Raw genomic sequence first — 17,682 nt, 5'->3', positions numbered from 1 at the left:
AAGTCAACCCAATACAGGTTACTTGGCTTCCAGAAAATGGACTGCTTTATCCGGGAAGTCGGTAAACACGCCGTCAACGTCGGCGGTGTTATAGAAGATATCCAGCATATCGCTGAAATCATTCGCATACGCCGGAATGCGGCCGGTGTCGCTGCGGAAGGTATACGGGTGAACCTGCATCCCTTGGGCATGCGCCGCTTTCACCAAACCGGTCAGCTTAATATTCCCTTTGGTCGACTCATCCGAAACCACCATCGGTTTCCATGGGCCGATGCCGTCGGCGTACTTGGCCAGCACTTCCATCCCGCCTTTGGCGAACATCCAGTCATAGTTATACGGCTGGGCCTGGTCGTTCTTGTCGTAAACCATGGTTTCGTTCCAGTCGGTATAGGCCATCAACTGAACCAGCTTCACATCCATACCCATCGCCGGCATCAGCTCATCATGAATGCGCTTCAGCTCATCAAAATCAAAAGTCTGCAAGTACACCTTGCTGGCTTTGGTGGTGTAACCGTATTGCTTGAGCACCTTCAGCACCGCACGGCTGATATCTTTGCCTTCATGGTGATGGAACCAAGGCGCCTTAATTTCAGGATAAATGCCAATATCATAACCCAGCGTCTTATTCAGGCCCTGGATCATTTCGATTTCTTCTTCCAGTGTCGGCACTTTGAAATCAGACTGCCACATCGGGTAACGGTCCGGGAATCCCTGAACCTGCTTGCCGTCTTTGATATTGAACCCTTCGGTGACGCTCAGCTGTTTGATCTCAGCCAGGGTAAAGTCGATTGCGTAGTAGCGGCCATCCTGACGGGCACGATCCGGGAATACCGCAGCAACGTTGGTCACACGATCCAGGTAATGGTCATGGAGCACCACTAGGCGATCATCTTTGGTCATCACCACATCCTGCTCGATGTAGTCGGGCTTCATGGCATATGCCAGGGCCTTGGCCGGCAGGGTGTGCTCCGGCAGGTAACCGGATGCGCCGCGGTGAGCAACGACAATCTTGTCATCTGCAGAGCCGGCAACGGAGGACTGGGCTTGAGCCAGCGTCGGGGTCAACAAGCTGGCGCCAATCAGCGCAGCAATAGTGTGCTTCTTCATTATTATCACCAAATACCAGAGCGATTAACTTTGAGTGATTGCGAAACAAACACTCACAAACGCTCAACATAATAATGATTTACGAAAAATTCATGACAGAAACATGGCATAAATGTGATCTTTTCTGTACATCGATGCCAACGTTTGCTTCAAACAATGACCGACCTCACATTTATTATTCTAGGCCCGGGACCGGCATAAAAAAACCGGAGCATTTGCTCCGGTTTTCAAGAAGATAAATTAAATCCGGCTGAATTACTTACGACGCCAGGTCGTGCCCTGCGGGCCGTCTTCCAGGATAATCCCCATCGCGGTCAGTTTATCACGTGCTTCATCGGCAGCCGCCCAGTCTTTGGCTGCGCGCGCATCCAGACGTTGCTGGATCAGCGCTTCAATTTCAGCCGCATCCTCTTCGGCGCCCGCGCCACTTTGCAGAAAGGCTTCCGGCTCCTGGCTCAGCAGACCCAGGATATCCGCCAGCTCACGCATTTGCGCGCCCAGTGCTGAAGCCGCCGCGATATCTTCCGCTTTCAGGCGGTTGATCTCACGGGCCATATCAAACAGGACCGAGTAGGCTTCCGGGGTGTTGAAATCGTCGTCCATCGCTTCTTTAAAGCGTGTAACAAACGCGTCTCCGCCTTGTGCGAGCACGCTGCTATCCAGCCCGCGCAGCGCCGTGTACAGGCGTTCCAGTGAAGCACGCGCCTGCTTGAGGTTCTCTTCGCTGTAGTTCAGTTGGCTGCGGTAGTGACCGGACATCAGGAAATAACGTACGGTTTCGGCATCGTAATGCGCCAGCACATCGCGAATCGTAAAGAAGTTCCCCAGGGATTTGGACATCTTCTCGCGATCGACCATCACCATGCCGCTGTGCATCCAGGTATTCACATACTGGGCACCGCTTGCACAGCAAGACTGGGCAATTTCATTTTCATGGTGCGGGAATTGCAGATCCGAGCCGCCGCCGTGAATATCAAAGTGATCGCCCAAAATGGCGGAGTTCATGGCTGAACACTCAATGTGCCAGCCCGGACGGCCTGGTCCCCAAGGCGATTCCCAGGTCGGCTCACCCGGCTTAGACATTTTCCACAATACGAAATCCAGCGGGCTGCGCTTGGCCGTGTCGATATCAACCCGGGCACCGGCTTGCAATTGCTCCAGATCTTGTTTCGACAGCTTGCCGTACTCGTCGTATTTGCTGACTTCGAACATCACATCGCCGTTATCAGCCACGTAGGCAAAGCCGCGTTCGATCAGGCGCTCACACATCGCGATAATTTCAGCGATATAGTCGGTGGCGCGCGGTTCGATATCCGGGCGCTTCATGCCCAGCGCATCAAAGTCGGCATACATTTCGCCGATCAGACGCTCGGTCAGGGTGTCACAACTTTCACCGTTTTCCGCCGCACGCTTGATGATTTTGTCGTCAATATCAGTAATATTGCGTACAAACGTCAGGTCATAACCTGAGTAGCGCAGGTAACGTGAAACGACATCGAACGAGACGAATGTCCGGCCGTGACCGATGTGACACAAATCATAAATGGTAACCCCACAGACGTACATGCCTACTTTACCAGGCTGGATGGGTTGAAATTCCTCTTTCTGTCTTGTGAGCGAGTTATAGATCTTTAACATGTCTCGTAATTACTCATTTTATGGGGTTACATTCAGACAGGTAATTACACCTGTTATGACCCGTTAAGGCAAGGAAAAATGCGGTAAATCGGTGTTCATCGCCGATGCCAATCCACGGAAACGAACGTCGGCGCGATTCCCCTGCCAAGCTGGCTCCCGTCACCCCATCCTGCAAAGCAGCACACGGTGCCGTGATTGCGGAATTTCCCGTTTCATCCCCGAGTCACCTATAGTTATACCAGATGACGCGTCATCAGGTTGATATTCAACCACAATGATTCATGGCACCCGGTAACTGACGAGAAAACCTCCACTTCGGTTCTCTGCACTAAGTGATTGATCGCAGATCATATTGACGCTTTGCCTTAGTCAGTTAGAATCCAATGTTTAAAACAGTAGACTTCCATAAAGGACAAGCTCATGGTAACGCTTCACACCACCTTCGGTGATATCAAAATTCAGCTTAATACAGAGAAAGCGCCTGAAACATGTGCGAACTTCCTCCAGTACTGCCGTGACGGTTTTTATGACGGTACCCTGTTCCACCGCGTGATCGACGGTTTCATGATCCAGGGCGGCGGCATGGCATCCGGCATGGTTGAGAAAGAAACACGCGCGCCAATCAAGAACGAAGCGAACAATGGCCTGAGCAACAAAGTCGGCACCCTGGCCATGGCTCGTACCATGGAGCCGCATTCAGCCAGCTCTCAGTTCTTCATCAACGTCAACGACAACAAATTCCTGGACTTCAAATCAGAGTCTCCGGACGGTTGGGGTTACTGTGTTTTCGCTGAAGTGGTTGAAGGCATGGACGTTGTCAACAAAATCAAAGCTGTGGCAACCGGCAACTGGGGTTACGTTCACCAGGACGTTCCGGTTGAAGAAGTTGTGATCAACAACGTAACCATCGAAGAGTAAATCCTACTCTCTGGGCGACCTTCCGGTCGCCCTTCCTTTCTTATGACGACATTATTTATTTCTGATCTACACCTCAGCGCCGAACGCACCGATATTACCGACTGCTTCCTGACCTTTATGAAAGAGGAAACACAGGGGATCGATGCGCTGTATGTGCTGGGCGATTTATTCGAGATGTGGGTGGGTGACGATGACCACTCGCCGTTTCATCAACAAATCAAAACCGCCTTCAAACAGCTGACCGATTCGGGCATCCCTTGCTATTTCATCCACGGCAACCGGGATTTTCTGGTCGGAAAACAATTCAGCCGCGAGACCGGCGTGACGCTGCTGCCAGAGCATACGGTGATTGATCTGTACGGTCAGCCAACCCTGATCCTGCATGGCGACACCCTGTGTACCCTGGATGAGGGCTATCAGGCATACCGCAAGAAAGTCCACAATCCGCTGATTCAATGGCTCTTCCTGCGCCTGCCGCTGGCACTGCGCCGCCGTATCGGCAGCCGGTTACGCCAAAGCAGCAGCACGGCAAACCAGGAAAAACAGCAAACGATCATGGACGTAACTCCGGCAGCCGTCGTGGACGCCATGGCAGCGCATCAGGTGAGCACGATGATCCACGGTCACACCCACCGACCGGCTATCCACCAGCTCACGGTGCAAGACCAGCCAGCCCGGCGAATCGTCCTGGGCGATTGGTACGATCACGGCTCGGTGTTGGTCTGCGCGCCGCAAACATGCGAGCTGCAAACCCGCACGTTTGCACCGGCATAACCTGTCGCAGAGATTGCCGCGCCCCACACCTTCCCCGTGCTCACAAGGGTACCGCACGCGTACCTTTGTGGTTCACGGCCGTAAATGCCTCACCCAGCTCACGCAGCTGAATCCATAGACGCAAGCCAATTGCGCGAGAATGGCGCTTTACATCACAAACCTTGTCACAACTGGGAGCGTAAGGGATAATTTATGCGGAAAAAGGCTGATAATCGCGTTAGCCTGTATACTCAGTTTGCTAGTTTTATCACGCCGTGGCAGCAAAAACTTTTGTAGTATGGTTGATGCAAATGCCATTATCCTAAGAATCACCGCGATCATCGGTATAACACAATTATTCAAAAACGTAGATGCATTCATACCTCGCCCGACAACCTGTTCTGAACAGAAACAAAGAAACCGTTGGTTACGAATTGCTGTTTCGCGATGGTCCCAACAATTGTTTTCCCGATGTTGAAGATGAGCTGGCAACCAATCGGTTGCTCGCCGATAATTTCTTCACCCACAGTGCCAAAAAAGCCACCGGGGGCAAACTCGCGTTTATCAATTTCCCCTATTGCAGCCTGATCCAACGCACCCCGCTGATGTTCTCCAAAAAAAGTTTCATCATTGAAATTCTGGAAACCTGCGAGCCGACGGATGAGTTGTTAGAAGCCATCATGGAGCTGCATCAGCAAGGCTACCTGCTGGCACTGGATGACTTTGTGCCCAGTGAAGCCTGGAACCGCTTCCTGCCGTATGTTCATTTCGTCAAGTTTGATGTGCAGGCGACTCCCATTGCCAAAGCCGGATTTTTTATTCGTCGCCAGCGGGAGCGGGTCGAGCACCTGAAATTCCTGGCCGAAAAAGTCGAGACCCATGAGGAATTTGAGGCCGCCCGAGAAGCCGGATTCGACTTTTTCCAGGGCTATTTCTTCAGCCGGCCGGAAATGATCCAGCGAAAAACACTCACGCCCTGCGCGCTGACGACACTGCGACTGTACCAGGAAATCAGCCAGGATAACGTCGACTACAAGACGGTCGAGGCCATCATCGCCAATGATGTCTCTCTCTCTTACAAGTTACTGCGTCATGTCAACAACATGACCTCTTCGCTGGCCAAACCGATCACCTCCTTCCGGCAGGCGTTGGTTTACCTCGGCGAAGAGCGGCTGCGTCGCTTTATCAGCTTTGTCGCCACGGCGCATGCAACGGAAAGAAAGCCCCGCTCCCTGTACGGCCTTTCGGTTCAGCGGGCCCAGTTTTGCGAGCGGCTCAGTAAAAAACTATCGCCAGCCGTCTCCGGCAGCCAGGCGTTCCTGGCCGGGCTCTTTTCCCTGCTCGATTCCCTGCTCGATCACCCCATCGAAGAGCTCATTTCCCAACTGCCGCTGAGCGAAGAAGTGAAAGATGCCGTCATCCACCAGCAAGGCCAGCTCGGCGCACTGCTGAAGCTCAGCCAAGCCTATGATCAAGCCGACTGGGAGCAGGTCACTGAACTGTGTAATACCCTGTCGGTTGCTGAATCTGTCGTTGCAGAACTCTATCTGGAATCTTTACAATGGAGTTCCTTTATTGAGAAAGCATCCGCCGAATAATACATGACCACATCCACCCAACTTTGTCCTTGTGGCAGCAAACAACCGCTATCGGCTTGCTGCCAACCCGTCCATCTCGACCCGTGTCACGCACAGCACCCGGAACAACTGATGCGCGCCCGATACAGCGCTCACGTTCTGGGCCTGGTTGACTTTGTCGTTGCGACCTATCATCCGAGCTGCGAAGCTGAACAGCACCGGGACGCCATCGCAGAGTCCGTCCACAGCGAGTGGCTGGAACTGGCAGTGATCAGCAGCGAAATTGCTGACAACGGCGAGGGATTTGTCGAATTCAAAGCCACTTATCGTGACGGTGACGAGACCTATTGCCTCCATGAAAAATCCCGCTTTGTCCGCGAACCCGTCGGAGAGCGTCAGCAATGGTATTACATCGACGGTGACTACCCGAACGCTGGTGAGCCTGAGATCCCGGCCGCTACAACGCCAGCCTCGAGCAACAAGGTCGGACGCAATGATCCATGCCCGTGTGCCAGCGGTAAAAAATTCAAGAAGTGCTGCGGCTAAGCCGGCCTTCGACACGATCTGGTGCCTGCAGGATCCCGTCAGGCGCCATCCATATCCCCCTTCATTTCCCTTCCTTAGCCTACACATGCTTCCATCGCCAACGCGATATGACATTACATTCACTTGCACCCGTTTTTACGGACCATCTCTGAGTTCTCCCTTTCAACCCTGCCCACTGGTCATTTTTCACTCAATCCTTCATCCGCATTGTCGATAAAACAAGCAACCCCACCACAAGAGACTGTGAGATGATTCACCCTAATCAACGACTGCCCCTGACGGCGCAGAAACAACTGAAGAAAGTGACGCAAGCCTCCCTGATTGACGAGCGCAAGCAAAAAGTTGCCGAACCCGAGAAGGAAACCCAGAACAATCCGCATGATCCACCGAAAAAACGTCGCCGCAAAGGGCTGCTCGATATCTATGTCTAGCTCTAGCTCTAGCTCTAGCTCTAGCTCTAGCTCTAGCTCTAGCTCTAGCTCTAGCTCTAGCTCTAGCTCTAGCTCTAGCTCTAGCTCTAGCTCTAGCAGCATCGTAACCTGCTCCCGTAGTCTGGTTTCCGGCAGCTCAGCAATATTGCCGGAAACCTGGGCCCGCCCACCCTCCTTGAATCCATGCCCCGGAAAATTACATGCCCCGGGAAGTTCCCCCGGTGCAACAGAGATTTCACTTAATTTTATCTTTCGGCAAAAATCCTGTTGCAAAATGAAATCAGCTTGGTTAGTGTGAATAACAAGCAACGAGTAAATAACGATTTAATCAGAGTAAATATTTATGCGTATCAATATGGTTAGCCTACATCATCACCATCATCATCCTGACTAGTCTTTCGGGAGGATACGCCTCACTCTGGAAGACGACAACACACTCTTCCAGCGCTCAATCGAAGCCACCAAATTCAGGGCCCTCGGAAGAACTTACTTCCGAGGGCTTTTTCGTTTTCAGGCCATAAAAATTATTGAATACAGGGATATACCAATGCAGACACAACGACTACGAATCGCAATTCAGAAAAAAGGACGCTTGAGCAAAGAGTGTCAGGACCTGCTGCGCCGCTGCGGTGTGAAGTTCAACCTGATTGGGGAGCGTCTGGTCGTTCACTCCGAGAACATGCCGATTGATCTGCTGCTGGTCCGTGATGACGATATTCCGGGCCTGATCATGGATGGCGTTGTTGATTTAGGCGTGATTGGCGAAAACGAACTCGAGGAAGTCGGCCTTGAGCGCGCCGCTCTGAATGAGCCGTGCGACTATGAACTGCTGCGTCGGCTGGATTTCGGCGGCTGCCGCCTGTCGATTGCGATCGACAAAGACGCCGAATACACCGGTCCGCAAGACCTGCAAGGCAAGCGCATTGCCACCACCTATCCGCAGTTGGTCAAGCGCTACATGGATGAGCAGGGCGTGAAGTTCAGTCACTGTCTACTCAACGGTTCGGTGGAAGTTGCGCCACGTGCCGGCCTCGCCGATGCTATCTGTGATTTGGTCTCGACCGGTGCAACTCTCGAAGCCAACGGCCTGAAAGAAGTCGAAGTGATCCTGCGCTCCAAAGCCGTGCTGATCCAGCGCCCCGGGGCATTCAGCGCCGAGAAGCAAGCCCTGATTGAGCGCCTGCTGACCCGGATGCAGGGCGTGTTGCAGGCCAAAGAATCCAAATACATCATGCTACACGCGCCGACCGACTGCCTGGAGCAAATTATCGCCCTGCTGCCGGGTGCAGAAGATCCGACGGTTCTGCCGCTGGCCGCCGACAAGCAGCGCGTTGCCGTTCATCTGGTCAGTGCCGAGAACCTGTTCTGGGAAACCATGGAGCAACTCAAAGCGCTCGGCGCCAGCTCAATCCTGGTGCTACCGATTGAGAAGATGATGGAGTGATGTGATGAAAACTGTAGTCTGGCAATCCCTCAGCGACGCGCAACGCGAGTCACTCCTGCAGCGCCCGGCCATTGCCGCCGGCGCCGATATCTCAGCCACCGTCACCGGTGTCATCGACGATGTCCGTCAGCGCGGCGATGAAGCCCTGCTGGATCTGACTGAAAAATTCGACCGGGTACGCCCGGCGAACATTCGCGTCGGCCAGGATGAAATCGAAGCCGCCGCAGCACGCCTCAGCGATGAGATGAAGCAGGCACTGCAACAGGCATACCGGAATATCAAGACGTTTCACAAGGCACAAAAGCCAGCGCCACTCAGAGTGGAAACCCAACCCGGCGTGGTCTGCGAACAGATCACCCGTGCCATCAATTCGGTGGGCCTGTATATCCCGGGCGGCAGTGCGCCGCTACCGTCCACCGTACTGATGCTCGGCGTGCCGGCCCAGATCGCCGGGTGCCGCAAAGTGGTGCTGTGCTCGCCGCCCCCGATTGCCGATGAAATCCTTTATGTCGCCCAACTGTGCGGGATTGATGAAGTCTATAACGTCGGCGGCGCCCAGGCTGTCGCTGCCATGGCGTATGGAACAGAGAGCGTCACCAAGGTGGATAAGATCTTTGGCCCGGGCAACGCCTATGTCACCGAAGCCAAACGCCAGGTCAGCAACGATTTTCGCGGTGCGGCGATCGACATGCCGGCCGGGCCGTCCGAAGTGCTGGTCATCGCCGACGCCACCGCGGATCCCGATTTCATTGCCGCCGATCTCCTGAGCCAGGCCGAACACGGTCCCGACTCCCAGGTGGTGCTGGTCACGCCGGATCCGAGCCTGGCCGATCGGGTCGCCGATGCCATTCAGCAGCAACTGAAAGCGCTGCCCCGCGCCGACATCGCCCGCCAGGCGCTGGGCTCAAGCCTGCTGATCATTGCCGATACCCTCACCCAGTGCGTGTCAATTTCCAACCACTATGGTCCGGAACACCTGATTGTACAGACCCGTAACCCGCGTGAACTGGTATCTCAACTCGACAATGCCGGCTCCATCTTCCTCGGCAGCTGGTCACCGGAATCCGTGGGCGATTACGCCTCAGGAACCAACCACGTGTTGCCGACTTACGGGTATACTCGCACCTATTCCAGCCTCGGGCTGGCAGATTTCTCGAAGCGTATGACCGTCCAGGAATTATCGGCCAGCGGCTTGCAGCAGTTGGCCCCCACGGTCGTTACCATGGCTGAAGCCGAAGGCCTGGATGCCCACAAACGGGCCGTGACGATTCGGATTGAAAAATTACAACAAGCTCAGCCGGACGATTTGTCGCCGGCCAAGGAAGCCTAACCATGACGATTGCAAAACTTGCCCGTAAAACGGTCCGCAACCTGACCCCGTATCAATCTGCCCGCCGCCTCGGGGGGAGCGGGGATATCTGGCTCAACGCCAATGAATCGCCGTTTGCCAATGAATACAAGCTGCAATGCGATCGGCTCAACCGCTACAGCACCTGCCAACCACAGGAACTGATCCAGGCCTATGCCGATTATGCCAAGGTCTCGGCCGAGCAAGTCCTGACTTCCCGGGGTGCCGATGAAGGCATCGAGCTGCTGATCCGGACTTTCTGTGAGCCCAACACTGACAGCATCCTTTATTGTCCGCCCACGTACGGGATGTATGCCATCAGCGCTGAGACATTTGATATTGCAACCAAAGCGGTCCCGTTAACCGAAGATTGGCAGCTCGATCTGCCGGCCATCCGGGACAACCTGGACCGCGTCAAGCTGGTGTTCGTCTGTAGCCCCAACAACCCGACCGGCAACCTGATCGACCGCCGCGATATCGAAGCCCTGCTGGACATGACCGCCGACAAGGCCATTGTGGTGATGGATGAAGCCTACATCGATTTCTGCCCGGAAGCGTCCACCGTCGATCTGCTCGAGCGCTATCCGAACCTGGTGATCCTGCGCACCCTGTCCAAAGCGTTTGCTCTGGCCGGGCTGCGCTGCGGCTTCACGCTGGCCAGCCCGGAAATTATCGCACTGATGCTGAAGATCATCGCCCCTTACCCGGTGCCTGTTCCGGTCAGCGACATCGCGGTGCAAGCACTTGCTCCGGCCGGACTGGCAAAAACCAAATTCCAGGTCTTGGATCTGAACGCCAACCGCGCTTACCTCCAGGCCGGGCTCAGCATGCTGGACGGTGTGACCGTCTTTGAAGGCTACGGCAACTATCTGCTGGTGAAATTCCCGGACGGCGACAGCCTGTTTAACGCCCTGTGGGAGCACGGCATCATTCTGCGCCGCTCACCGATCGAAAACTGCATCCGCATCAGTGTCGGAAACCGGGATGAATGTGAGAAAACCCTGGCCTTTATTCGCAAGCAACTGAGCCAGCGCTAAGCCGGATTAACATCGAAGGAAGAAATTGTGAGCAAGGAAAAAATACTCTTTATCGACCGTGACGGCACCCTGATTGTCGAGCCGCCGGTCGACTTTCAAGTCGATCGGCTGGACAAACTCCAGCTGGAGCCGTTCGTTATTCCGGCGCTGCTCCAGCTTCAGGAGGCCGGTTATACACTGGTGATGGTCACCAATCAGGACGGATTGGGAACCGATAGCTACCCGCAGCCCGATTTTGATGCGCCGCACAATATGATGATGGCGATCTTCTCCTCGCAAGGAGTCAAATTCGAAGACGTGCTGATCTGCCCGCACTTCGAGGAAGATAACTGTAGCTGCCGCAAACCCAAGCTGGGCATGGTGAAAGATTACCTCCAGAAAGGCCGGGTTGATTTCGCGCACTCGGCCGTGATCGGCGATCGCCCAACGGATCTGCAACTGGCAGACAACATGGCGATCCGCGGGATCCAGTACAACCCGCAAACCATGGGCTGGCCACAGATCGTCAAAGATCTCACCACCAACCCACGGATCGCCGAAGTAGTCCGCACCACCAAAGAGACCAACATCCGGGTGAAAGTGAACCTGGATGAGACCGGCGGCAATCAGATCCAGACCGGACTGGGCTTCTTTGATCACATGCTGGATCAGATTGCCACCCACGGCGGTTTCCGTCTGGAACTGAGCGTGGACGGCGACCTCCACATCGATGATCACCACAGCGTCGAAGACACGGCGCTGGCCCTGGGTCAGGCGCTGAAAGAAGCCCTGGGTGACAAACGCGGTATCGGCCGTTTCGGCTTCAGCCTGCCAATGGACGAATGCCTGGCCCAATGCGCACTGGACCTGTCCGGCCGCCCGTACCTGAAGTTCGAGGCCAAGTTCAGTCGCGATCAGGTCGGCGATCTGTCCACCGAAATGGTGTCGCACTTTTTCCGCTCGCTGACCGATACGCTGGCCTGCACCCTGCACCTTTCATCAACCGGTGACAACGATCACCACATTGTTGAGAGCCTGTTCAAAGCCTTTGGCCGCACCCTGCGTCAGGCGATCCGGGTTGAAGGCAACGAGCTACCGAGCAGTAAAGGAGTGCTGTAATGGATACCAATTCTCAGCGTATTGTCATCATCGATACCGGCTGCGCCAACGTCTCCTCGGTGCGCTTCGCCATTGAGCGATTGGGCTACCAGGTGACGGTCAGCAAGGATCCGGAGGTGGTGCTAGCGGCAGACAAACTGTTTCTGCCCGGCGTCGGCACCGCCAGTGAAGCAATGCAGAATTTGCGCGATCGCGATCTGATTGAACTGATCAAGCAGATCAAACAACCAATGCTCGGGATCTGTCTGGGAATGCAACTGCTCGGAGTATTGTCAGAAGAACATGGCCAGAGCGGGAGCGAGCTGGTGACCTGCCTGGGTTTGTGTGACGCGCCGGTGAAAAAAATGCAGACCGGCGAGTTGCCACTGCCGCACATGGGCTGGAATACCATCACCCCGGTCGCCGGACATCCTTTGTTCAACAATATTCCGGCAGGCAGCTATTTCTACTTTGTTCACAGCTATGCCATGCCGGTATCTGACGCAGAGGCCCCGGCCGGATACACCATTGCGCGCTGTGAATACGGGCAGCCATTCAGTGCCGCCGTGCAAAGCGGGAACTATTACGGCGTTCAGTTCCACCCGGAGCGCTCCAGTAAGGCCGGCGCCCAGTTGATCAAAAACTTTTTAACGATGTGACTGAGTGACACAGCGCGATATCAAAAGGATTGAAGATGATTATTCCCGCACTTGATTTAATTGATGGCCAGGTTGTTCGCTTGTTTCAGGGCGACTATGGCCAGGTCACAGAGTATAAAGTCGACCCCGCCGAGCAGTTCCGGCACTACCATCAGGCTGGTGCCAACTGGTTGCACCTGGTGGATCTGACCGGGGCGAAAGATACCTCGGCCCGCCAGTTGGATCTGATCCGAGCCCTGCTGCAAAGCACCCCGGCCAACATCCAGATCGGCGGTGGCGTTCGCACCGAGCAGGACGTGGCCGATCTGCTGGATGCCGGTGCCCAGCGCGTGGTGATCGGCTCCACCGCGGTCAAACAACCGGCACTGGTCAAAAGCTGGATGGAAAAATACGGCCCGGAGCACATTGTTCTGGCGCTGGATGTCAACATTGACGATGCGGGTAACCGCCATGTCGCGGTCTCCGGCTGGCAGGAAGATTCCGGCGTCACCATTGAAGCGTTGCTGGAAGATTTTCTGACCGTCGGCCTGAAACATGTCCTGTGCACCGATATTTCCCGCGACGGCACGCTGGCCGGCTCCAATGTCGACCTCTATATCGACCTGTGTGCCCGCTACCCGCAAATCGACTTTCAGTCTTCCGGCGGCATCGGCAGCCTGGACGACATCGCCGCCCTCAAAGGCAGCGGGGTCGCCGGGGTGATCGTCGGCCGCGCCTTGCTGGATGGTAAATTCAGTGCCGAGCAGGCATTCCAGCGCTGGAACAGCTAACCAACGGAGAGAAGTCACATGTTAGCCAAACGTATTATTCCTTGCCTGGATGTCCGGGACGGCCAGGTCGTCAAAGGCGTCCAGTTTCGCAACCACGAAATCATCGGCGATATCGTCCCGCTGGCCAAACGCTATGCCGAAGAAGGCGCCGATGAGCTGGTCTTTTATGATATCACCGCGTCCAGCGACGGCCGGGTGGTCGATAAAAGCTGGGTTGCCCGGGTTGCTGAAGTCATTGATATTCCGTTCTGCGTTGCCGGCGGGATCAAATCCGCCGACGACGCCAGCCGGATCTTACAGTTCGGTGCCGACAAGGTGTCCATCAACTCCCCGGCCCTGGCGGATCCGAACCTGATCACCCAATTGGCCGATAAATTCGGCGTCCAATGCATTGTGGTCGGTATCGACTCATACTTTGATGCCGAAAGCAGCAAGTATCAGGTCTACCAATTCACCGGGGATGAGAAACGCACTCAAGCTACCCGCTGGGAGACCAAAGACTGGGTTGAGGAAGTTCAGCGTCGCGGCGCCGGTGAGATTGTGCTCAATATGATGAATCAGGACGGGGTCCGCAACGGCTACGATCTTGATCAGCTCAACATGGTCCGCAAAGTCTGCCATGTGCCGCTGATTGCCTCCGGTGGCGCGGGAGAAATGATCCATTTTGCCGAGGCGTTCCATCAGGCCAATGTGGACGGCGCGCTGGCAGCGTCGGTCTTTCATAAACAAATCATCAATATTGATGCACTGAAGACATATTTGAAACAACAAGGTGTGGAGGTCCGGCAATGAACCAGACAACAAACATAAACTGGGAAAAAGTCGGCGGCCTGATCCCGGCTGTGATCCAGGATGCGACCAGCGGACAGGTGCTGATGCTGGGATATATGAATGATGAGGCGCTGGCCAAAACCCTGGAAACCCGTCAGGTGACCTTCTGGTCCCGCTCTAAAAATCGGCTCTGGACGAAAGGGGAGAGTTCGGGCAATGTGCTGCAACTCGACAGTATCCGGGTCGATTGTGATCAGGACACTCTGCTGGTGACGGCCACCCCGGTCGGCCCGACCTGTCACCTGGGGACCCCGACCTGTTTTGACACCAATGCCCCCTTGACCGGCAACGGAACACAACCGGCACTGGTGTTTCTTCATCAACTGGAACAGGTGCTGGCTGAGCGTAAGCATGCCGATCCTGATTCTTCCTATACGGCCAGCCTCTACGCCCGTGGCACCAAACGTATTTCGCAGAAAGTGGGCGAAGAAGGGGTTGAAGTCGCACTTGCGGCGACGTCGGGTGACAAGGCGGAGCTAGTGTGTGAATCAGCCGATCTGCTGTATCACCTGATCGTGCTGCTGCAGGATCAGGGCCTGTCCCTATCCGATGTCATGGCCAAGCTCCAGGAGCGCCATCAATAAGCGTCCGATGCTATTCATAAGCGCCCGAGATTACCCATAAACGCCCGAGACTATCCATAAGCAGTCCGGACGAGCGGGATCAAAAAAGCCTGAGTTCAACTCAGGCTTTTTTATGACAAATACTGGGGGCGGCTTATCGCTCCAGCGCTTCTTTATAGTGAGTGCGGCAAACCGACACATAGCGATCATTGCCGCCAATTACCACCTGATCACCATCAGCAATCGCGCGGCCGTGTTCGTCCATCCGGATCACCATATTGGCTTTGCGACCGCAGTGACAGATGGTTTTCAGCTCGACCAGCTTATCAGCCCAGGCCAACAGATATTGGCTGCCTTCAAACAACTCACCGCGGAAATCGCTGCGCAGGCCATAACACAACACCGGAATATTCAGTTTATCGACCACTTCGGTCAGCTGGTAGACCTGTTTTTTGGTCAGGAACTGGCACTCATCAATCAGCACACAGTCAATTTTCTGGGTGGCATCCATGTCCTGCAACCGGGCATATAAATCATCGTCATCGCCGAACAGTTCCGCTTCTTCTTCCAGCCCGATCCGGGAACTCACTTTGCCTTTCCCGAAGCGATCATCGATGGCCGCAGTGAAAATCACCGGCGTCATCCCACGCTCCCGATAATTAAAGGATGACTGAAGTAATGTCGTCGATTTACCCGCATTCATTGCAGAGTAATAAAAATACATCTGGGCCATTCGGCTCCCCGTCTCAGGCAAAAAACTGGCAGAATCCTACAGAAAACCGCGTCGAAATAAAAGTACCGCAGCCCAGTTACAATAAAGCCCGCAGTAGCTGCGGGCTTATCGGATGAGAGATGTGCAGTGCCAGCGGTTAGTTTTTCAGTTTAACCGCCGCAGAACTCGGTCGGCGAGCCAGCCACAACAGGCCTAAACAGACCAGAATAAAGCTGATCAGCGCCGCCATAAAGGCCACCGCCACAGAGCTGGTCAGGCCCAGCACCAAGAAGCCGATGGCTGAGACCAGGGCAACAGACAGCGCATAAGGCAGCTGCGTCGAGACATGATCGATGTGGTGACAACGCGCCCCCGTCGAGGACAGAATCGTGGTATCCGAAATTGGCGAACAGTGGTCACCAAACACCGAACCAGCCAGCACCGCGCCCAGCATCGGCAACATCAACGCAATCTCTGTTGCCGCCGCCAGATCACCGGCGATCGGCAGCATGATGCCGAAGGTGCCCCAAGAAGTTCCGGTCGAGAATGCCATCAGTCCGGCCAGCAGGAATAAAATCACCGGCAACAGCATTGGATTCAGGTTGCCCTGAACCAGCGTCGACAGGTATTTACCCGTCGCCATGTCACTGATCACGCTACCGATGCTCCAGGCGAACAGCAGGATCAGAATCGCCCCGAACATTGACTTGGCACCAATCCACATTGTCTGCGCAACATCACCCACCGCCAGGCGCTGGCGGAATACCGGCACCAGCGAGGCCATCAGGCCGACAATCCCGCCGTACACCAGTGACGTGCCGACATCGGTGTTCTCAAACGCGCCCAGGATATTGAACGCCTGGCCATCGGCCGACAGGGTCTGGTAGCCGGTGAAAATCATAAAGAAGAAGGTTGCCAGGATCAGCATCACAATCGGCATCACCAGATCGCCGACACGGCCGTGTTCGCTCTCTTCAATGTCCAGCTCGTCATTCAGATCACGAGCCATGCTGTCATCATCACCTTCGTCAAAGCCATGGCCGCGACAGGCTTGCAACTCATGCTTTTTCATCGCACCGATGTCCAGCTGGAACCAGGCCACTACAAACACCATCAGCAGCGCGAAAACGGCATAAAAGTTCATCGGCGCCAGTTGCACAAATGCACTCAGCGGCGAATAAGCTGTCACACCATGCGATACCAGAATGCCGCCAATCAGCGTAATGATATAAGCGCCCCAGCTCGATGCCGGCATCAGGACACACATCGGTGCCGCAGTGGAATCCAGGATATACGCCAGTTTGGCACGGGAAACATAGAAACGATCGGTCACCGGACGGGAGATCGAACCAACGGCCAGGCTATTAAAGTAGTCATCGACAAAAATGAAGACGCCCAGAAAAGCCGCAAGCAATTTTGCGCCCCGTTTGCTCTTGATCTTGGTTTGCGCCCATTCAGCGAAGGCACGGGTACCGCCGGACAAGGTCAGCAATGCCGTCATCATCCCCAGCAGCACCAGGAAAGCGACAATGCTCATGTTCCAGCTATTGATCGCCCCGTCATCAATAAACAGGCCTTTGGCAGTGGTGCCGATATAGCCCGCAGTCGCCGCGACGGAAAAATCCGTCAGCAACAAAGCGCCCAGCAGCACACCAAAACCTAATGAAACGAGTACACGACGTGTCAGAATCGCCAGGCCCAACGCGACCAATGGCGGCAACAACGAAAGAGAGGAATGTGAAAAATCGATGATATTCATGATCTCTATGACAACCGAACTTGGTTGGAGATCTACTGCTGAACACGGCACGTTGCCGTGAGAGAAGAGCATTAGAAAAGGACGAGCCTTATTCCGGACCCCACAGTAGCGCTCCATAGTTAATGTAATTATATACTATGGCAGTGTTGCCCCTATTCGGTGACAACCCCAGCAAACCGGTTTGATAAGCCTGGTTTACTTCGGCATTGGCTCCTTTTGCTGGCTCTCGTCGGAATCACCCTCCAACCAGCTACTTTTAGACAATGCGCCTCTACCCTTAGTCAAGGAATGGTCAATTCTACGCACTCAGCGTGTATTTGCAACAAGTTAAAATGAAAAAATTAACAACATTAGTGAATAATTTTGCCGCATCGTGCAATAATTAATCAAAAAATCAATCATGGCCAAGAAACAGAATATGAAACACGTGGCAATAAAATAACCTGACTGCCACCTGAATATTCCGACCATGGGATGAAGATCTTCATCCCGATTTATTAAAAATGAGGATC

Annotated in this window: 17 protein-coding genes, 1 riboswitch and 1 other annotated feature; of the genes, 13 read left to right on the top strand and 4 right to left on the bottom strand. The window is 54.6% G+C overall.

Annotation, left to right across the window (positions count from 1 at the left end):
- Positions 1-18: 18 nt before the first annotated feature.
- Entirely contained in the window at positions 19-1,107 is a 1,089-nt protein-coding gene (gene glpQ / locus NH461_RS04950; protein WP_261602146.1) for a glycerophosphodiester phosphodiesterase, read from the bottom strand.
- A 255-nt stretch (positions 1,108-1,362) separates the two neighbouring features.
- Entirely contained in the window at positions 1,363-2,745 is a 1,383-nt protein-coding gene (gene cysS, locus NH461_RS04945) for a cysteine--tRNA ligase (RefSeq protein ID WP_261602145.1), read from the bottom strand.
- A 420-nt stretch (positions 2,746-3,165) separates the two neighbouring features.
- Here cysS and NH461_RS04940 point away from each other — a divergent pair, with 420 nt between their 5' ends.
- From NH461_RS04940 to hisIE, 13 genes are all read left to right on the top strand, one after another.
- Positions 3,166-3,663 carry a peptidylprolyl isomerase gene (locus tag NH461_RS04940; RefSeq protein ID WP_261602144.1) on the top strand — a complete coding sequence of 166 codons (498 nt, stop codon included), beginning with the start codon at positions 3,166-3,168 and terminating at the stop codon, positions 3,661-3,663.
- A gap of 42 nt (positions 3,664-3,705) precedes the next feature.
- Entirely contained in the window at positions 3,706-4,437 is a 732-nt protein-coding gene (lpxH, locus tag NH461_RS04935; RefSeq protein ID WP_261602143.1) for a UDP-2,3-diacylglucosamine diphosphatase, read from the top strand.
- A gap of 350 nt (positions 4,438-4,787) precedes the next feature.
- Complete coding sequence (locus tag NH461_RS04930) at positions 4,788-6,014, top strand: EAL and HDOD domain-containing protein (protein ID WP_261602142.1); 1,227 nt, start codon at positions 4,788-4,790, stop codon at positions 6,012-6,014.
- A 3-nt stretch (positions 6,015-6,017) separates the two neighbouring features.
- The gene (locus NH461_RS04925; RefSeq protein WP_261602141.1) at positions 6,018-6,539 is read left to right on the top strand and encodes a YchJ family metal-binding protein; all 522 of its coding nucleotides are present in this window, start codon (positions 6,018-6,020) and stop codon (positions 6,537-6,539) included.
- Positions 6,540-6,787: 248 nt separating this feature from the next.
- On the top strand, positions 6,788-6,970 hold the full coding sequence (locus NH461_RS04920) for a hypothetical protein (protein ID WP_261602140.1): 183 nt from the start codon (positions 6,788-6,790) through the stop codon (positions 6,968-6,970).
- Between the two features lie 369 nt (positions 6,971-7,339).
- Positions 7,340-7,478, top strand: a sequence feature (His leader region).
- A 39-nt stretch (positions 7,479-7,517) separates the two neighbouring features.
- On the top strand, positions 7,518-8,414 hold the full coding sequence (gene hisG, locus NH461_RS04915) for an ATP phosphoribosyltransferase (RefSeq protein WP_261602139.1): 897 nt from the start codon (positions 7,518-7,520) through the stop codon (positions 8,412-8,414).
- 4 nt (positions 8,415-8,418) lie between these two features.
- Positions 8,419-9,744 carry a histidinol dehydrogenase gene (gene hisD, locus NH461_RS04910; protein ID WP_261602138.1) on the top strand — a complete coding sequence of 442 codons (1,326 nt, stop codon included), beginning with the start codon at positions 8,419-8,421 and terminating at the stop codon, positions 9,742-9,744.
- Positions 9,745-9,752: 8 nt separating this feature from the next.
- Positions 9,753-10,799 carry a histidinol-phosphate transaminase gene (hisC, locus tag NH461_RS04905; protein WP_261602837.1) on the top strand — a complete coding sequence of 349 codons (1,047 nt, stop codon included), beginning with the start codon at positions 9,753-9,755 and terminating at the stop codon, positions 10,797-10,799.
- A gap of 27 nt (positions 10,800-10,826) precedes the next feature.
- Positions 10,827-11,897, top strand: a complete 1,071-nt coding sequence (gene hisB, locus NH461_RS04900; RefSeq protein ID WP_410000093.1) for a bifunctional histidinol-phosphatase/imidazoleglycerol-phosphate dehydratase HisB — start codon at positions 10,827-10,829, stop codon at positions 11,895-11,897.
- Positions 11,897-12,535 (top strand): imidazole glycerol phosphate synthase subunit HisH, encoded by a 639-nt coding sequence (gene hisH, locus NH461_RS04895; protein WP_261602137.1) that lies wholly within the window; start codon positions 11,897-11,899, stop codon positions 12,533-12,535. Before hisB ends, hisH begins: the two co-directional genes overlap by 1 nt.
- A 35-nt stretch (positions 12,536-12,570) precedes the next feature.
- Entirely contained in the window at positions 12,571-13,305 is a 735-nt protein-coding gene (gene hisA, locus NH461_RS04890; protein WP_261602136.1) for a 1-(5-phosphoribosyl)-5-[(5-phosphoribosylamino)methylideneamino]imidazole-4-carboxamide isomerase, read from the top strand.
- Positions 13,306-13,323: 18 nt separating this feature from the next.
- On the top strand, positions 13,324-14,097 hold the full coding sequence (gene hisF / locus NH461_RS04885) for an imidazole glycerol phosphate synthase subunit HisF (RefSeq protein WP_261602135.1): 774 nt from the start codon (positions 13,324-13,326) through the stop codon (positions 14,095-14,097).
- Entirely contained in the window at positions 14,094-14,720 is a 627-nt protein-coding gene (hisIE, locus tag NH461_RS04880) for a bifunctional phosphoribosyl-AMP cyclohydrolase/phosphoribosyl-ATP diphosphatase HisIE (RefSeq protein ID WP_261602134.1), read from the top strand. Before hisF ends, hisIE begins: the two co-directional genes overlap by 4 nt.
- Positions 14,721-14,853: 133 nt before the next feature.
- Here hisIE and NH461_RS04875 read toward each other — a convergent pair whose 3' ends face one another.
- Positions 14,854-15,432 carry a thymidine kinase gene (locus NH461_RS04875; protein ID WP_261602133.1) on the bottom strand — a complete coding sequence of 193 codons (579 nt, stop codon included), beginning with the start codon at positions 15,430-15,432 and terminating at the stop codon, positions 14,854-14,856.
- Positions 15,433-15,568: 136 nt separating this feature from the next.
- Positions 15,569-17,170 (bottom strand): Na+/H+ antiporter NhaC family protein, encoded by a 1,602-nt coding sequence (locus NH461_RS04870; RefSeq protein ID WP_261602132.1) that lies wholly within the window; start codon positions 17,168-17,170, stop codon positions 15,569-15,571.
- Between the two features lie 98 nt (positions 17,171-17,268).
- Positions 17,269-17,452, bottom strand: a riboswitch (Lysine riboswitch).
- Positions 17,453-17,682 lie beyond the last annotated feature (230 nt).

Source organism: Photobacterium sp. TY1-4 (genome assembly GCF_025398175.1).
Classification (GTDB): Bacteria; Pseudomonadota; Gammaproteobacteria; order Enterobacterales; family Vibrionaceae; genus Photobacterium.
The sequence above is the reverse complement of the archived record's forward strand: the minus strand, read 5'-3'. Positions and strand labels throughout refer to the sequence as shown.

Coding starts and splice junctions, on each gene's coding strand:
- hisIE (WP_261602134.1), top strand. CDS start 14,094: ATGAACCAGACAACAAACATAAACTGGGAAAAAGTCGGCGGCCTGATC.
- NH461_RS04930 (WP_261602142.1), top strand. CDS start 4,788: ATGCATTCATACCTCGCCCGACAACCTGTTCTGAACAGAAACAAAGAA.
- hisA (WP_261602136.1), top strand. CDS start 12,571: ATGATTATTCCCGCACTTGATTTAATTGATGGCCAGGTTGTTCGCTTG.
- hisG (WP_261602139.1), top strand. CDS start 7,518: ATGCAGACACAACGACTACGAATCGCAATTCAGAAAAAAGGACGCTTG.
- glpQ (WP_261602146.1), bottom strand. CDS start 1,107: ATGAAGAAGCACACTATTGCTGCGCTGATTGGCGCCAGCTTGTTGACC.
- NH461_RS04870 (WP_261602132.1), bottom strand. CDS start 17,170: ATGAATATCATCGATTTTTCACATTCCTCTCTTTCGTTGTTGCCGCCA.
- cysS (WP_261602145.1), bottom strand. CDS start 2,745: ATGTTAAAGATCTATAACTCGCTCACAAGACAGAAAGAGGAATTTCAA.
- hisF (WP_261602135.1), top strand. CDS start 13,324: ATGTTAGCCAAACGTATTATTCCTTGCCTGGATGTCCGGGACGGCCAG.
- hisH (WP_261602137.1), top strand. CDS start 11,897: ATGGATACCAATTCTCAGCGTATTGTCATCATCGATACCGGCTGCGCC.
- NH461_RS04940 (WP_261602144.1), top strand. CDS start 3,166: ATGGTAACGCTTCACACCACCTTCGGTGATATCAAAATTCAGCTTAAT.
- NH461_RS04925 (WP_261602141.1), top strand. CDS start 6,018: ATGACCACATCCACCCAACTTTGTCCTTGTGGCAGCAAACAACCGCTA.
- NH461_RS04875 (WP_261602133.1), bottom strand. CDS start 15,432: ATGGCCCAGATGTATTTTTATTACTCTGCAATGAATGCGGGTAAATCG.
- NH461_RS04920 (WP_261602140.1), top strand. CDS start 6,788: ATGATTCACCCTAATCAACGACTGCCCCTGACGGCGCAGAAACAACTG.
- lpxH (WP_261602143.1), top strand. CDS start 3,706: ATGACGACATTATTTATTTCTGATCTACACCTCAGCGCCGAACGCACC.
- hisD (WP_261602138.1), top strand. CDS start 8,419: ATGAAAACTGTAGTCTGGCAATCCCTCAGCGACGCGCAACGCGAGTCA.